Genomic DNA, 16,845 nt, shown 5'->3' with positions numbered 1-16,845 from the left:
TATTTATTGTGCGCCTTTGAGCCGAAATTCTCTGCAGTCGCTTTGCAAGGGAAATTTTGGCGGATATACGAAAATCTTCGTTGACAAATACGAAAGTCATCGTATATCTTTCGGAGCATGATGAAGAAGCAAGAAATACCGCGACCGACGGAAGGCGAACTGGAGCTGCTTGGAATCCTGTGGGATCGCGGACCGTCGACAGTACGGGAATTATTTGAAGCAGTGAATGAGAAGCGCGATGTGGTGTATACGGGCGTGCTGAAACTGATGCAGATTATGACGGCGAAGGGATTGGTAGTCCGCGATGAAAGCGAGCGTGCACATGTGTACCGCGCCGCCGTTTCGCAGGAGGACACTGAACTCCGCTTTCTGCGTGAGCTGAGCGACCGGTTTTTCGCGGGAAGTGCGGCGCAGTTGGCGATGCGGGCGCTGGAGATGGAAAGCGCGAGCGACGCGGAGCTGGATGAGATTCGAAAGCTGATTGCTAAAAAGCGGATGGCGCAGGCCGGGTAACAAAACGCTGGAGGAAGCAATGCAGGAAATGGCGTGGATGCATGAATGGCTGACTCGCGAGGAGTCGCTGGCGCTGGGATGGACGCTGCTGCATTTCTGCTGGCAAGGCGCGGCGATTGCCGCTGTATTTGCCGTGGTGGACCGGATAACGGTGCGGGCGCAATCAGGGGTGCGTTATCTGGTGGCGCTTGCGGCTCTGGGACTGATGCCATTGGCTGTCATTGCCACTTTTGCGAAAGAAATGCACTCGTTTGCTGTGCTGCCAAGTGCGGTATTGCCAGAGGCTTCGGGGTTGGCGACCGGGCATCCGTTGCTTCTGCCCGCGGCTGTTTCGGCGATGGCGGAAAAAGCTGTTGCAGCTCCAGCGCAGCAGTGGTGGCTTGACCTGCACGCGGAGCGAATTCTGCCGTGGCTGGATGTTCTGTGGCTGCTGGGGGTTGTGCTGCTGGCTGTGCGAGCGCTGGGGGGATTGCGGCAACTGGAGCGATTGAGGCGCTCGGCTCGCCGGGCTGTGCCGCCTGCTCTTGAAGAGAATCTGCGCGCCGTTTGCGCGCGGTTGCGGGTCACTCGCAGGGTTGCACTGCGGATCTCCGATGAGGTGATCTCGCCGATGGCTATGGGTGTGTGGCGAGCGACGATTCTGTTGCCGGTGAGCGCGGCGATGTTCTTGGCTCCTGAAGAGTTGGAGGCGATTCTGGCACATGAGCTGGGACATATCCGGCGTTGGGACTATGCGTGCAACCTGGTGCAGACGGCGCTGGAGACGGTGCTGTTCTTTCACCCGGCAGTGTGGTGGCTGAGCAAGACGGTGCGCTACCGGCGCGAGGTGTGCTGCGACGAGATTGCAGTGGCAAGCTGCAGCGATGCGCTGGTGTATGCGCAGACCCTGTTGCGGCTTGAGGAGCAGAAAATCGAGCATGCGCAGCTGGCGATGGCGTTGCACGGCAACGGGTCGCTGCTGGGACGGGTGAAAAAGATTCTGGGAGAAGAGGGGCAAATGGAGAACAGGATGACGAGCGGAGTGAGGGTTGCAGTAGCCGGTGTGGTTTTGCTGGGATTGACGCTTGGACCGAAGTGGAATGCGGCAGTGGCGGCGGTGAGTCCCGCAGTACATCACTCGATTGCGGCGATTGCCGCAGTCACGCAGAGCGTGGCTCCGAAGCCTGCGCCGGGTGTGAAGGTGGATGCGGCCGCGAAAACAGATGCAGACGTGACTGCAAAGACACAGACGGATGTGACCGCAAAGGTTGAAACAGACGCTTCGCCGGACAGCGCAGCCGAGGGGCAGGATGCAGCAGGCTCTTCAACGGACAAACATTCTGGGACTTCGTATATCGAAGGCATGCGCGAGGCAGGGTATGCGATGGATCTGAACAAGGACTTCGATACGCTGGTTTCGATAAAGTCGGTTGGAGTAACGCCGGAATATGCGAAGCAGATGGCTTCGGTGGGGTACGGCAAGCCGACAGCGCATGAGTTGATGTCGCTCAAAGCGATGGGGATTACACCGGAATATCTGGCGGAAATGAAGCAGAGCGGGTTGGCTCCGAAAGATCTGCATGAAGCGATTTCGGAAAAAGCTGTAGGAGTGACACCAGAATACTCCCGGGAGATGGCGCAGAGCGGATTCACCAATCTCGATGTACGGCAACTCATTTCATTGAAGGCGCAAGGTGTAACACCGGAGTATATCCAGCAGATGGACTCGGTTGGGTTCGGCAAGCCGACCGCTCACGAGGTGATGTCACTCAAGGCTCTGGGGGTTACGCCGGAGTATCTGGCAGAGATGAAGCAGAGCGGGTTGGCTCCTAAGGACCTGCATGAAGCGATGAGTGAAAAAGCCGTTGGCGTCACTCCTGAATATGCAAGGCAGATGAAGCAGAGCGGCCTTGGCGATATGAATGTAGAACAGTTGATTTCGCTGAAGGCGCAAGGTATGACGCCGGAGTACGTGACGTGGCTCAAGAAGGAGTTTCCGCAGATCACGGTTGAGGAGCTGAAGAAGGCCGCTGTCTTTCATCTCGACGATAAGTTTTTGGCCGATGCGCGCAGCCATGGCTTTGATGGCAAGGACATCGACAAGCTGTTGCGGCTGAAGATGTCGGGACTGCTGGACGAGTAGGTCTGCGCCGCTCGCGACCGTCTCTATTCAAAATTTCTTATCTGATTTTCTTGCCCCTGCAGGGCGAGGGAGGAAAGTTATGCGCTCAATTTTGCTTGGCATGTGTTTGTTGGCAACGGCAGGAGTTGCTTTGGCGGAAACGGGCGGCTACTGTTCGATTCGAAAATCGGATTGGGGCGACCGGCTGGAGTTTCACTTTGAGCAAGGGGATTGCGGCGGCGATCGAGGGCACTGCTCGGACAATACGAACAACATGCATTGGGAGCGCTGGAGCGGGGTGACGCCGGAAGACCTGACGCATGAGGGCGCCCACGTGGACGCCCGGATGAAAGCAGATGCGGGCGAAGTGCGGTGCGTGGGAACGGTACATGACGGTGAACTGCATGGAGATCCGTCGTTCACGCCGAACGAAGATTTTGTGCGCCGGATGCAGACGATGGGCTTTGACGGGTTGAACGAGGATCGGCTGCGGACCTATGTGTTTCTGGATGTTTCGCTGGATTGGGTGAAGGGCATGCAGGACGCGAAGGTATCGGGGATGACATCGGAAAAGCTGATTCCGCTGCGCGCGCTGAAGGTCGATCCGGCGTATGTGCGGGGGATGGCCGAGTGCGGTTATCCGGAACTCGAAGCCGATAAGCTGGTCAGCATGAAGGCGGTAGGGGTCTCACCGGAGAAAGTGAAGGCGGTGCGTGCGATGGGTTTCTCGCCGACGAAAGAAGAGCTGATCCAGATGGCGGTGTTTAAGATCGACGCGCCGTTTGTGGAGCGGATGAAGGAGCGGGGATTTAAGAACCCGACGATTTCTCAGTTGGTGAAGATCAAGATTTTCAAGCTGGATGAGTGATCGGCGATGACAAATCAGCGCCGAGCCAGCCCTAAATTCGTGCAAGACAGCCTTTACGCGAAATATTCATGATTCTGCGGATGAGAGCGGAACTTATCGCGGTATCGCGGGTCCACACAAAGGACTCATTCGCCGGACTGGATCAATAGAAGAAATAGCGGCGGATGAATTCGACGTGGATTTTGCGCTCCGGCCATCGTGTGGAGCGCCTTCCTGCATCTGAGGCTTGGATGTGGGTGGAGCGATCCACTGAGAGGCAGAAAGATGGATTTCCGCAATTGCGCTTCGCTCTCTCGTAGTGTTCCTGTTGGACAAAAGGTAAACGGTCGATCCGGCCGTGATCGGGGAGGCTCCCTGATCGCTAAGTCAATGGTGCTGTTTGGGTTGCTGACGGTTACTGGCGTATTGATGGCCCAGCAACCTTATGGGCAAGGGGCTTACCCTCAACAATATCCACAGCAATACGGGCAGGGCGGCTCGGACGGATATGGTGTTCCCGATCCCCCGGATGAGCCTTCCTATCCACAGCAATACGGTCAAAATCAATACGGTCAAGGCCAGTATGATCAGGATCAGTATGGGCAGATGCCCAACTATAACCAGCAGTACGGGCAGCCGGGATATGGACAGTATTCGGGTTCGGCTCAGGCAATGGGGCGTCAACAACTCGAACAGTTGTTGGCTCCGGTAGCGCTGTATCCGGACGGATTGCTGGCGCAGCTGCTTGCTGCATCGACCTACCCGGCGCAGGTTTCGGATGCCGCGCAGTGGCGGCAGGCTCAAGGGAATGCCGCTCCAGATCAGATTGCATATGGTGCGGATCAGCAGAACTGGGATCCGAGCGTGAAGGCGCTGACGGCGTTTCCACAGGTGCTGTCACAGCTTGCGCAAAACATGAACTGGACGGTCGCACTGGGGAATGCCTACTACAACCAGCCTCAGGATGTGATGGATACGGTGCAGGAGCTACGCGCGAGAGCGCAGCAGGCTGGCAATCTACAGAACACGCCGCAGGAGTCGATGAATTACGACGACGGGTCGATTGATTTGCAGCCAGCGAATCCGGACGTGGTGTATGTGCCGACGTATAACCCGTGGACAGTCTATGGCGCATCCATTCTGCCGTATCCCGGATTTGTTTATTGGGGTGGGACGGCGGCTTATTGGGGATTCCAGGGAATCCGATTTGGGATTGGCTACGGGATTGAGGCCTTTACTCGATTTCTGTGGGGATGGCACGGCTGGGGTATGGACTGGCATGCGCATTCGGTGATGTTCAATCATGCAGGCTACTTTTCGCATAGCCGTAGCGTTCGCGATTGGGGGCTGCCGCATGGAGGCGCCCGGGCAGGCTACGGTGGACGGTATAACGCCGGCGGCGGCCAGGGATATGGACGGCAGGGATATGGTTCGAATGGCTATAGATCATACGGCGGCTACCAACAACGCGCGGAGAACGGTGGTGGCTTCCGGTATGGCGGAACGGCGCAAACGCCGTATCGCGGCTACGGGATGAGCGGTACGCAGCCTGGGCGGCTTCCGGCGCAGGGATACAACGGAATGCCGCAGCGAATGACGCATCCAGAGGCCGGGATACAGGGTGGTTATGGCCGTCCCGGCAGCTATGGTGGCTACTCGCAGGGTGGATACCGGATGCAGTCGCCGGGTAGCTTCGGAGGTCGCCCGAGCTCAGGTTTTGGAACTCCGGTACAGGGCTATCGGCAGCCTGGAGGTTTTCCGAGGACTTCTTACAATGGGTTCTCGGGACACGCTGCCCAGCCGCAGCACTTCTCGGGCTTTGGTGGCGGCGGGCATAGCTTCAGTGCACCACATGCGCAGAGCTTTTCAAGTCACGGCGGCGGGGGTAGCTTCCACAGCGGTGGTGGCGGACATAGTGGAGGGCATGGCGGCGGTGGTCATGGTGGTGGACACCATCGTTGATTGTGATTGATTGTTCAGTTGTGGTCGTTTAAGCAGGAGCTGCTATCTTGGCAGCTCCTGTTTCCCTTTTATGGCAAAGTTCTTTGTCACTACGCTCTGGGCGGCATCGCCTGTGGGCTGAGAACTGCCCAGCGATAGACGGTATTCTCCGGCGGTGACGGCTCGGATGCCTTTGTCATCGACTTGCGAGAGCGTACGTGGGTCGAGATGGAAGGTGATGTGTCTGGTTTCTCCAGGAGCGAGATGGATGCGCTGGAAGCCGGCGAGGGCTAACTGTGGTGAGACATCGGTATGCGGGGGCTTGAGGTAAAGCTCGGCTACGTCATCACCGGCAGAAGATCCGGTATTGGCAACGTCTGCTTCCGCAGTCAGCGTGTCGCCTGCGCTCAGATCGGTTGTGGAGAGCTTCAGGTTTGAGTACTTGAAGGTGGTGTAGCTGAGGCCGTCGCCGAAGCGATAGAGAGGATCGCCTTTGAAGTAGCGGTAGGTGCGGTTTGCCATCGAGTAGTAGTCAAAGGCTGGGAGCTGATCGATGCCAGTGTAGAAGGTGACAGGCAGGCGGCCTGCGGGATTGTTTTTGCCGCTGAGTGTCTCAGCGATGGCCTGCCCCCCCGATTGGCCGGGATACCAGGCTTCGAGGATGGCGGCTGCATTCTTTGCCGACCAGTTGACGGCGAGGGCGCTGCCATTAAGCATAACGACGATGATGGGCTTACCTGTTGCGGCAAGGGCCTGCAGGAGCTGTTGCTGCACGTCTGGCAGGACGATATCGGTGCGGTCGCCGCCGGAGAAACCCTTAGCCTTGACTGGCATCTCTTCGCCTTCCAGACGCGGATTGAGACCGACGAAAGCGAGGATTACGTCGGCTTTCTTCGCTGTAGCGATCGCCTCAGCACGCAATTGGTCGGCGTCGGGGTTCCACTCAAGCGTGATGCCGCTGTCTTCAATTGGGCCGCTCTGGATGTACTCCATGCGCAACTGATGTGAGAGAGTATCTGTGAATGAGATAGGGAAGTGCTGAATGGGACCGTCAGCACGTGCCTGAGAGTGGTTATCGCTGTTGTAGGGCGAAGGTTTCAGGAGCTGGCCATCAAGATAGATGGCGAAGCTCACCTTACCGCCGCAGGGATAGCAGTCGGGAAGATGGATCGTGAAGTCTTTCGTTTGCGCGGGAGATTGAGTGATGGTTCCGGTCCAGAGAACGGCGAAGCTGGTTGCCGTGGTGTCTGTCCAGTGGCTGGGTACTGGGTTGGCGTGACTCCAGTTGAAGTCGATTTCTTTGTCTGTGCGCGTTAGTTCAGGATTACCTTCAAAGCTCGGGCTGGCGAAATATTCGCCAGTGAGTCCTACGGTCCCGGAATTGGGAGTGGTGCGAAACATCGTGCGCGGCACGGGGACTGCTCCTCCAGGAATGAAGGGCGAACCTTCTGCATAGAGAACGTGTTCCGAGTCGAATTCAGTGGCGATGCCATCGATGGGAAGAATGGGCTGGCGGATAGTGCCGTTGTAGTTGCCTTCGAGAGCGATACGGGAGTTTGCGAGAGGACCGATGACGGCTAGAGTTTTGCCTGCGGCTGGACGGATCGGGAGAAGTCCATTTTGATTTTTCAGCAACACCATCGACTCACGTGCGGCGCGGAGAGCAAGAGCCTGATTCTCGGGAGAGTTGACGACCGAAAAGGGGATGGATGCGTAAGGAACTTGTGATGGCGGATCGAACATGCCGAGTTTAATGCGCGCGGTGAAAAGACGTTTGAGTGAGACATCAAGCTGAGACTCAGCGATGAGCTTGTCATGAACCGCTGAGGTCAGCGCTTTGTATTCGGTGCCGCAGTCCGTATCGGTGCCGGTTTCGATTGCAGCTACGGAGCCGGTCTCATTGGAGGAAGAGTAGTGATGGCCGATCTTTGAGGAGAAGTCGTCTACGGCGCCGCAGTCTGAGGTGATGAATCCCTGAAATCCCCAGTCCCCACGCAGTATTTGTTGAATCAGTAGCTTGTTGGCGCATGCCGGAACGCCATCGACGGCATTGTAGGCGCACATCAGTGAATCCGCTTTTCCCTCGGTGATGGTTGCGCGGAAGGCGGGCAGATAGGTATCCCAAAGGTCGTGCGGGGTGGGATCTACGTTTGCTCTGTGTCGTGTTGACTCAGGGCCGCTGTGCACGGCGAAGTGCTTGGGAGTGGCGATGGCGCGAAAGTAGTTTGGGTCGTCACCCTGTATGCCTTCGACAAACGCAGTGGCGAGGCGTCCAGTCAAGAAAGGGTCTTCGCCGTAGGTCTCCTGCCCGCGGCCCCAGCGCGGGTCGCGAAAGATGTTGATATTGGGCGACCAGATCGTGAGTCCGAAATAACGATCGTGGTTGTTGTGGCGGATAGCATCGTTGTATTTGGCACGGGCTTCAGTGGAGACCACTGTGCCGATCTGCTTCAGCAGCGGAGTATCCCATGTGGCAGCATTGCCAATGGCCTGCGGAAAGACGGTGGCGTAGCCGGAGCGAGCGATACCATGCAATCCCTCATTCCACCAGTTGTATGCTGGCACGTCGAGCCGAGGGATGGCTGCCGCCTGATCGGTCAATTGCGAAACCTTCTCTTCCAGAGACATGCGAGAGACGAGATCATCAACGCGCTGGGAGATGGGCAACGATGGGTTGTAGAGTGGCATATCCGCTGGTGGTTGCGACTGCGCACTAGCCGACGATGACGAAATAGCAAAAGGTACGAGAACTGACAGGGCGGCTGCGAGATAAATCGATTTGTATGGCATCTTCAAATGCTCCGGCGAGCCTATATTAAGTGGTTGATCTTCAAGAAAACAAATGCTGCCGCACATCCGCTTCTGCGATGGCCAATTACGGGGTTGTATTTTGCGGAACGATCACTCCTGACGGTATGTAGGGCACGAATAGACGACTCGACTAGAAGTATCCGACACCAGCTAGCCTTTTCACTCCGGCTTCGTCTTACGGTTAGGTTTGCAATGCAAAGTAAGTTCGGAGTACGGGCGATCGTGTGCGGATCCCATCTTCTTGCTGGCGGTTGGTTGTTGTTGGGAACAACTCTATCGGGGCAGTCACTTAGCCAGAGGCCGGCAACGACCGCCACTGCACCTTCTGTGCAGGAACAACAACAGGATCGCGCGGCGTTTTTGCCTGCTGGAACGAGCATGCAGGTAGAGGTTCTTCGCAATTATCCGATGAAGGCCGGAGAGGCTCTCGATGGCGAACTGGTTTATCCCATTTACGCCGATGGACGGCTTGTGGCGTCAGCGCATACGCATGTTCGCGGCAATGTAACGAGTCTTGAGCCTGACCAAAGGACACGATGGCATGGCCGGCTGCGCGGCGATTTCACTCCATTTCATATTGCCTCGGTGCAATTCAATGAGATCGATCTTCCCGGAGACTTACAACCGATCAAGGCCTTGCCTGTTTCGGATGGAGCGCCTGTACTGCATCTGACGACGCCCGGCGTTGCACCTAAACGATCTTTTTTCATAAGGCAAATGGCGACGCTGAAAGATCAGCTACATAACCAGGCAGCGCTGATCACAGCGCCAGGTCTGAAAGACAGGGCGCTGCAAATGCTCTATCACCAACTGCCGTATCATCCGGAACGGATTCGTGCGAAAACGGCATGGACTTTTGAATTAGCAGAGCCTGTAACGCTGACGGCCGTGCCACCGGTCCAGACGGATACCGAGGCGAGAGCGCAGGGAAAGCCAGAAACCTGGCATGTGAACGCGACACTTGATCAAGGGATTTCTTCCGCAACAGCGAAGACAGGAGACGCGGTTACAGCGCTGGTTGTCGAGCCTGTCGTTGATAAAGATCGTCAACTTGTAATACCGCAAGGCTCCAAGTTGCTGGGCCACGTGACTTATGCCAAACCGGCGAGGTCTTTGGGCAGAAACGGCAAGCTGCGATTTACTTTTCAGTCCATACAATTTCCAACCGGGATGGGAACGCAGATAGAGGGCGCGCTTGCTGGGGCCTCCACCGAAAAAACACAGGACCTGAAGCTTGACGCGGAAGGCACAGTGAGCCCGCGCAATCAATCGAGCGCGGTTGCTCCCTTATTACTCACCCTGCTGGCGGGCAGAGCTCTGGATGATGATGGCAATCTCACCGCGCAGACCGGGGTTGCGTCCAACGGATTCGGATTGGTGGGGCGGGTGGCAGGGATAGCCGCCCGCGATCGTAATGTGGCTGCCAGCATCGGCTTTTATGCTGCAGGGCTGTCGTTTTATGAGAACTTTCTTCGCCCTGGGCATGACGTAGTCTTTCGCAAAGACACGCGAATCGAGATTCAAACTACTCCACTGCGTGCTCCAGTACTGACACCCAAGAATTGATGGTGTGTCAGTACACGATGTATTTCAGAGCGAAAGCGCCTGAAGCCGAGAAGCGATCTGCGCGGCTGCAGTCTTTAGATAGCCTGCGATAACAGGAACCTGGGTGCGGGTAAGGCGCACAGTAGGTCCTGAAACACTGATACCGCCAATCACTTTCAGGTCTTTATCGAGTACAGGAGATGCGACGCAGCGGGCGCCAGCTACGGCTTCTTCTTCATCGAGCGCATAACCGCGCCGATGTACCTTGATGAGCTCCTTGCGTAGCTCGTCGGCTGAAGCAATCGTGTTATCTGTAAACTTTTCAAATTTGATGGAGCTAATGATTTTGCGCTGTTGTTCAGGGGGCACGTGAGCAAGAACTGCCTTGCCGAGGGCGGTGCAAAAGATCGGCCGTCGCGTGCCCACCTGTGAAACCATGCGGAAGGTATGGAAGCTCTCAAAGACGCTCAGGTAGAGGATTTCGTGCCCATCGAGAACTGCAAGATTTACCGTTTCGCCGGTAGTTGCATTCAGCTTCTTAAGGATCTCTGCGCTGGTGCGGCAGAGCGTGGCCTGATAAGTAGAGCTGGTGCCCAGCTTCGCGAGCTTTGGACCTACCATGTAATAACCGTCGACATCGCGAAAGACATATCCCTCGTTAGCGAGATGCGAGAGAAATCGATATGCAGTGCTTTTATGAATGCCAGTCGAGTCAACGATCTCGCGCAGCAACAATCCTCCTGGCGCCTGGTCCAGTCTTTCCAGAATTTGAATGACCTTTCCTACTACTCCGACTGGAGCAGATTTGGATCTACGGACTCGCTCGGCTACCAATGCCATGCTTGTTACCTCCGTTGTATTGAGGTCTCTTACAGCTATCAGAGCGGAGAGACCTTCTTTATTCCTTTATGAATGCCAGTTCCCACTTACTTTGGAGCTCTATTCAGATCGGCAGTTTTGCTGCGTCCGAGAGACACCTGAATGTTTCATTCCACTGTATCAGGGGGTCCGTCTTTGTGTGGACTCGATGTCAGACAGCTTTGTCTTGACAACCTATATCTCCGGAAACGATAGTGGTGTGCCTGAGCCGTCTTAGGCAAAATTCGAAACAAACAGTTCAATATGTAAAACGATAAGGCTGAGGGCAAATCCTTTTTCGAGGATGGATTTTTAGCCAGCTCGAGCAACAACAAGGGTTTGATCCAGGCAAATCTCGCCGCTTGCAATCGACGACGGCCAACATGGAAGGGCAAGCGCATAACACAATCATTTTCAATCTGCAGAGAGGATCTATGCACATGACTCCACTTACACGGCGCAGCGTACTGCAAGGTGCAGGCGCTTCGCTCCTGGCTGCCGCGGCGGCTGGTAACGGCTATGCCGGTATAGCCTGCGCTCAGGAACCTGCGAAGACTCTTCCTCCTCAACCCGGAGATGCCACGCGGGCTGAGCGCATGCGCTGGTGGCATGCAGCGCGTTTCGGTATGTTCATTCACTTCGGTGTTTACAGCACGATCGGCCGCCACGAGTGGGTGATGGAAGAGGAAGGAATTCCGGTGCCGGAGTATGTACAGCACGCAACGATATTTCATCCGTATCCCGGCGCGCCGCGTGCATGGGCAAAACTGGCGAAACAGGCCGGCATGAAGTACATGGTGATGACGACCAAACATCACGAAGGATTTTGTAACTTCGACACAAAACTCACTTCTTATTGCGCACCCAAGCAGGGACCGGGACGCGATACTGTTCGCGAATATGTGGAGGCTGCGCGAGAAGAGGGTATGCATGTCGGCTTCTACTATTCGCTGATGGACTGGCATCATCCAGATGGCGCGCTGTGCGCGACCAATGAGGACTCGCGTAAGAGGTTCGTTGATTACACGCATGGATTGATTCGCGAGATTCTCTCGAACTACGGCAAGATCGATGTGCTCTGGTATGACGTGGACTGGCCGCTCGACGCCAAGGGGTGGGAGTCGGAGCGGATGAATGAGATGGTCTTTCAGTTGCAACCGGAGATCATCGTGAACAATCGCAACGGACTGCCAGGTGACTTCTCGACGCCGGAGCAGCACATCACTGCTGAGTCGGGCGGTCGCGCGTGGGAATCGTGCATGACGATGAATGATAGCTGGGGATATCAAGCGGCGGATGATGACTGGAAGAGCTCGAAAACGATTGTCCGCAACCTGATTACATGTGCGCGTGACACGGGTAACTATCTGCTCAACATAGGGCCCAAAGCAGATGGGTCGATTCCGGAGCCATCGGTGCGGGCGCTGCGTGAAGTCGGCGAGTGGATGGCTGTGAATGGTCATACAATCTACGACTCGGAGACATGCCAGGTAAGGCGCTCGACTTACGCCAGCTTTACACGCATCGGGAATACGCTTTATATGCATGTGCATTTCTGGCCCGGTGAGTATGTTGCCATCGGTGGTTTGATGACTAAGGTGAAGTCGGCAAAATTGTTGAAGACTGGCGAATCGATTCCGTTCAAGCAGGATGAGTTCCGGGTGAAGTTTACGGATCTTCCAATGGAAGCTCCTGATTATCCGGTGACGACGATTGCGATTGAGTGCGAATCCGAGCCGAAGCAGGATACGGACTTTGTGAGGAAGAACAGGCCTCGCATGGGGGTTTAAGTTCTCAATGGAGGGCGGCGTGGGTTCAGACTTGCGCCGCCGGTTTTTGAAAGGAAGAAAGAGGCCCATCGGAAATCCGATGGGCCTTGGTTTTTGTGGGTTGATGGATCAGAAAACGATCTTGCCGCTGAATTGCATTTGCCTTGGACCGTTAGCAGTATTGCTGATTGACCCGAAGCCCGAGCTGTTGACATCACCATTGGGTATTCCGAAAACGGGATGGTTGAAGATGTTGAAGGCCTCAGCCCGGAACTCGAATCTCCTGCCTTCACCCCAGAACGGGAAGGAGCGTATGACCGACATATCCATGTTGATCCATCGCTGAGCCTGAAGTGAGTTTCTGCCTGCGTCGCCGAAGGTGTATCTCGCAGGGATGGCAAAAGCATTTATATTGAACCATTCGCTGGTGGTGCGATGGTCGAGATGTGGGTCCCCGACTTGGTTGGCGCGCTGACTTCCACCTCCGATGTTCGCCTGATCACCGTTGTTTGCACTGTCCGAGGCGGTGAAGTTCTGCCCATTGCGGAAGGTGAAGATGTCGTTGAGCTGCCAGTTGCCCAGGATATAGTCCCCGATTTTGTTTCCGGTGGAGAGACGCTTACCTGGACCTACCGGAATGTCATAGAGACCGTTTGCTGAGAAGACATGCGGCAGGTTGGTTCCCGACAGACCATACGAAGCCTGAGGGTCGTAGGGATTTTGGACAGTTTCACCCTCGACCCCGAACCAGCCATCATCTTCCGCGAGCGACTTAGACCACGTATATGCCACCTGATAGGAGAATCCGTTGGCGTAGCGCTTATCGAGCTGTACCTGCAGAGCGTTATAGCTTGCCGTACCGATGCTTCGGTCATAGAAGGTTGGGATGCTGTAGGGATATAGGGCACGAGGCTGCGTGTCGCCTGGGCCTGGCGTGAGAGCTGTGTTGTAGAGGCCACCAACATTGGTGCGGTGAGAGCCCGATCCAACATAGTCGACGCGCAGTACCAGCGAGGGGTTTAACTGGCGTTGGATTCCGAAATTCCACTGCTCCGAGTACGGGTTCTTGATGTGTGGATCATAGAACCATTGATTGCTGGTGAATGGTGATGTAGGTGGGAAGAGGCTGCTGGCGCCGCTTCCGAAAGGGTTTTGGGCTGTGACTGTTGGAGTTGGATTACCAGAGGTTGGAACGTTCGTCGAGACCGGGGCGATTTGCTGACCAATATCAGGCCATGAGCCTTCTATGTTTTGTGCCATTTGCGTAACAGCGGCCCAGTCATCAAAGACTATGCCGAATGCCCCATGAACCACGGTTTTTTCGTCAGCTTGCCAGGCAAAGCCGAAGCGAGGGCCGAAGTTGGAGTGGACGTTATGTGAGATGTGTCCGAAGGGCGCAACAACAACGTGTGACCATATAGCAGGATCCGCCACAGTCGCATCGGGAATGCACGGGGCATGGCCGCGCACGCTGCACAACGGCGGTTCTTTCTGCAAAATATAAGTACCGTTGCTGAAGTCTATGTCGCCAGTCTCGATACCACCTTGTTCCCCTATCGTGGCGTTGGTGCCGTAGGCCGGGATGAATGGGTAGTCATATCGGAGACCATAGTTGAGGGTTAGATGGCGCATCGCTTTCCAGGAGTCTTGCAGGAAGAACGCCAGCAGGCCACCAGGACGTTCGGTCTCATACACGTTTCGGCGGCTACCTCCGGTGGGAACGTTCAGGAGGAAGGAGGAGAGCCCATCTCCCGTCGAGGCGGTATCGTTTGGGTTTGGATCATCAGTGGGTTGAGTGCCAAAGCTAAGACCAATCTGTGAGAGAGGACTCAGGAAGCCGGTGGCAATATAGCCACCACCAAACTTGATCTCGTGGTTGCCGAGGATTTGGGTGTAAGTTCCTTTGTACTCGAAGCTGTTAGTGGCCTGCGGTGTGTCGTCGATGCTTTCGCCGCCGTTTGAAAGATTGTTGATTCCGGGGCCGGGGATGAGAAATCCTCCGCCCGCACCGGCGAAACCATTAGCGAACGAGTCGGCAAATCCGACGGTCGAGTAGATGCTTGAGGTTGAGGCCGCGAATCGAGTCGTCGAGTTATCTAGGACTGAGGTCTTGGCAAATTGGCCCTGAATAATCTTGGTGGGGCTAATGATGTGTACATAGCTGCCACCCCAGTCGCGAGCATGGATGATCAATGTCGAGGGCAGCCCGGGCAGTCCACCTGATGATGTAACTTTTTCGTTGATGGCGCTGAGGCGGAACCATCCAGAATCCTTCGGGCCGAAGGTCTGGTCAATGCGACCGTTCAATTCATTCTGATCCTGAACGAGGGGAGTGGTGTCCACTGCGTTGTACAGAAATCCGCCATGACCGTTTGGACTGAAGAAGGAACCGGCCTTGGGGAAGATGAACTGCGCGTATGCGACCATCCTGGGGTCGATGAGGTTGGAGGGAATCTGATTGTTGGTGAACGCAGGGCGTGTAAAGAAGTTCCCAGAGGGTACGGTCTCATAGGGGTTATAGATAGGCAACTGTCCATTATCAGCCTCGTTGCCAGCCAGTTCGGCGTCTGTTGGAACTAATAGGTTGTTGTTGCTTGGGCGCGAATAACGCCAGCCCTGATATGCACCGAAGAAGAAGGTTTTGTTCTTGCCGTTGTAGAGCTTAGGGAAGACAACTGGTCCTCCGCCGGCCGCGCCAAACTGATTCTGATGGAAAGCGTTGGAGGTGCCTTGCGGCAGGAAATAGTTGCGTGCGTCGAAAACGTTGTTGCGGATGTACTCCCATGCCGAGCCGTGGAGTTCGTTGGTGCCGCTCTTGGTCACGACATTGACTACGCCGCCGAGTACGTCGCCATATTCGGCGTTGTCGGTGTGGGATACGACTTTGAACTCCTGGATCGCATCAATGATCGGCGGGACTGCGTAGGTGCTTTCGAGCGTGCCGTAGTTGTTGAGACCGTCCATCAGGAAGTAGTCGCTGCGGTTGGTCTGGCCATTGATGGATGGAAATGCGTAATCGGCACCGATGGCGACTGGTGCGCCGAAACCGCCGCCGCCGTTCATGCCCGCATTCTGGCCGGTCATGATTGGAACAACGCCCGGTGTTAGCGCAAGCAATGCGGTAAAATTTCGTCCATCCAGAGGGAGGTCGTTGACCTGCTTGGTTTCGATGACGGTGCCGAGGTTTGCGCTGGTTACGTCGAGCTGAGGCGCGAGCGCTTCCACCGTAACCACCTTCGTATCCGACCCGATTGCCAGAGCGAAGTCAAAGGTTGCAATCTGGTCGACGGCGAGTACGAATTGTGAGATTTGCTGAGGATCGAAGCCTTTAGCGGAGGCCTGGAGGGTATATTTGCCGGGCGTAATGTTAAGAAGAACGTATTCGCCGCTGCCGTTCGTGACGGACGTGTGATCGACGGAAGTATCCACATTGTGAAGAACTACGGTGGCTCCCGGTACAACCGCGCCCTTTGGATCGCGAACGACGCCGTTCACTGACGCCGTAGAGAGCTGAGCGAAGCTGGGAACCGCCAGTAATGCAACTATTGCCGCCAAGATGCAGACAACCCAATGAATCCTGGCCGCTCGTAAGGCTGGCGCGCCTGTAACCTGCATAGATGGACCTCCAAATGATTCGTCCGAAGTGATTCTGATTTCCGGTCAAGCGTGATCCTGCCGGAATCCCGTTCTCGTTTTGCCCTCGAACAGCTCCTTTACTGGGCTGTTCCAGAGCACGTTCAGTTGCCAGAGTATTGAAACCTTAATTGCCAATCAGCGAAACACAGGGACAGCATTTTTCGAATCGGAATGTTCCACCGGGAACGGGAATCATTTGTAAAAGCTATTCTTCCGAGGCCGCTTGCTGAAAGCGCGGGGACTCGCGTTTTCAGGAGCTTACGGAAGCGGCAAAACAACCGATGGTGGCAACATATACTCAATCGAAAGGTGGACTGTCAAGGTAATTCTTTGTTCGCGTGATTCTGATTGTGAAATCGATAGTTCAAGTATTGAAACAAAATCAGCTGGGGCAATCTGAGGTTCCGACGGTGAGTGTCTGGACGGAGAAAGGGCGGATGGGATTCACATCGGCCGTGTGTGCTTCCGCCGGGTTGTGTGCGGTAAGATTGACCACATCTTGGGAAGCTAAGTTCTTTCAAAACACTAGCGTTATGGCACTGAAAGCCTACACTGTCTTCGGGCAGTACTAGGTTTTTGCGCGGAGATGGAGCGTCCATGAACGGACAGTCTCGTTCAACAACACGGACCAAAACCGTTGTAGTGCTCGTTGGCATATTGCTGGTTGCGCTGTTTGGGTTTCGAGAAGTATTTCGTACTCAAACCGTGTATGCGTTTCAAAGAATGGAATCGAAGGTTCCGTCCGCGAGCGCCCTTGAGGGACTTCGCAAGGAGGGTTATGTCGGCTCTCAAGCCTGCGCGCGGTGCCATGAGGGAATCTACAG

At 55.5% G+C, this 16,845-nt stretch carries 9 protein-coding genes; 6 read left to right on the top strand and 3 right to left on the bottom strand.

Annotated elements, in window-relative coordinates; all coding sequences use genetic code 11:
* The first annotated feature begins 120 nt into the window (after positions 1-120).
* The 4 genes from OHL22_RS12485 (at position 121) to OHL22_RS12470 (ending at position 5,423) form a co-directional block, all read left to right on the top strand.
* Positions 121-513, top strand: coding sequence for a BlaI/MecI/CopY family transcriptional regulator (locus tag OHL22_RS12485; protein WP_263337647.1), 393 nt, complete (start codon positions 121-123; stop codon positions 511-513).
* Between the two features lie 19 nt (positions 514-532).
* Positions 533-2,635 (top strand): M56 family metallopeptidase, encoded by a 2,103-nt coding sequence (locus tag OHL22_RS12480; RefSeq protein ID WP_263337644.1) that lies wholly within the window; start codon positions 533-535, stop codon positions 2,633-2,635.
* A gap of 130 nt (positions 2,636-2,765) precedes the next feature.
* Positions 2,766-3,482, top strand: a complete 717-nt coding sequence (locus tag OHL22_RS12475) for a hypothetical protein (protein WP_263337642.1) — start codon at positions 2,766-2,768, stop codon at positions 3,480-3,482.
* 264 nt (positions 3,483-3,746) lie between these two features.
* Entirely contained in the window at positions 3,747-5,423 is a 1,677-nt protein-coding gene (locus OHL22_RS12470; RefSeq protein WP_263337635.1) for a DUF3300 domain-containing protein, read from the top strand.
* Between the two features lie 42 nt (positions 5,424-5,465).
* Here OHL22_RS12470 and OHL22_RS12465 read toward each other — a convergent pair whose 3' ends face one another.
* Positions 5,466-8,192 (bottom strand): glycoside hydrolase family 3 C-terminal domain-containing protein, encoded by a 2,727-nt coding sequence (locus OHL22_RS12465; RefSeq protein ID WP_263337631.1) that lies wholly within the window; start codon positions 8,190-8,192, stop codon positions 5,466-5,468.
* 243 nt (positions 8,193-8,435) lie between these two features.
* Here OHL22_RS12465 and OHL22_RS12460 point away from each other — a divergent pair, with 243 nt between their 5' ends.
* Positions 8,436-9,779, top strand: coding sequence for a TrbI/VirB10 family protein (locus tag OHL22_RS12460; protein ID WP_263337630.1), 1,344 nt, complete (start codon positions 8,436-8,438; stop codon positions 9,777-9,779).
* A 24-nt stretch (positions 9,780-9,803) separates the two neighbouring features.
* On the opposite strand, the gene OHL22_RS12455 is transcribed toward OHL22_RS12460, so the two are convergent.
* Complete coding sequence (locus OHL22_RS12455; RefSeq protein WP_263337628.1) at positions 9,804-10,598, bottom strand: IclR family transcriptional regulator; 795 nt, start codon at positions 10,596-10,598, stop codon at positions 9,804-9,806.
* 458 nt (positions 10,599-11,056) lie between these two features.
* Between OHL22_RS12455 and OHL22_RS12450 the strand changes: the two genes are divergently transcribed.
* On the top strand, positions 11,057-12,406 hold the full coding sequence (locus tag OHL22_RS12450) for an alpha-L-fucosidase (RefSeq protein ID WP_263337625.1): 1,350 nt from the start codon (positions 11,057-11,059) through the stop codon (positions 12,404-12,406).
* 108 nt (positions 12,407-12,514) lie between these two features.
* Here the strand turns inward: OHL22_RS12450 and OHL22_RS12445 are convergent, their stop codons facing one another.
* The gene (locus tag OHL22_RS12445; RefSeq protein ID WP_263337624.1) at positions 12,515-16,000 is read right to left on the bottom strand and encodes a TonB-dependent receptor; all 3,486 of its coding nucleotides are present in this window, start codon (positions 15,998-16,000) and stop codon (positions 12,515-12,517) included.
* Positions 16,001-16,845 lie beyond the last annotated feature (845 nt).

Source organism: Acidicapsa dinghuensis (genome assembly GCF_025685685.1).
Taxonomy (GTDB): domain Bacteria; phylum Acidobacteriota; class Terriglobia; order Terriglobales; family Acidobacteriaceae; genus Acidicapsa; species Acidicapsa dinghuensis.
This window is presented reverse-complemented; position numbering and strand designations above follow the sequence as displayed.

Excerpts from the sequence above, each read along its gene's own strand:
- OHL22_RS12450 (WP_263337625.1), top strand. The coding sequence starts at position 11,057 with ATGACTCCACTTACACGGCGCAGCGTACTGCAAGGTGCAGGCGCTTCG.
- OHL22_RS12465 (WP_263337631.1), bottom strand. The coding sequence starts at position 8,192 with ATGCCATACAAATCGATTTATCTCGCAGCCGCCCTGTCAGTTCTCGTA.
- OHL22_RS12445 (WP_263337624.1), bottom strand. The coding sequence starts at position 16,000 with ATGCAGGTTACAGGCGCGCCAGCCTTACGAGCGGCCAGGATTCATTGG.
- OHL22_RS12485 (WP_263337647.1), top strand. The coding sequence starts at position 121 with ATGAAGAAGCAAGAAATACCGCGACCGACGGAAGGCGAACTGGAGCTG.
- OHL22_RS12470 (WP_263337635.1), top strand. The coding sequence starts at position 3,747 with ATGGATTTCCGCAATTGCGCTTCGCTCTCTCGTAGTGTTCCTGTTGGA.
- OHL22_RS12455 (WP_263337628.1), bottom strand. The coding sequence starts at position 10,598 with ATGGCATTGGTAGCCGAGCGAGTCCGTAGATCCAAATCTGCTCCAGTC.
- OHL22_RS12480 (WP_263337644.1), top strand. The coding sequence starts at position 533 with ATGCAGGAAATGGCGTGGATGCATGAATGGCTGACTCGCGAGGAGTCG.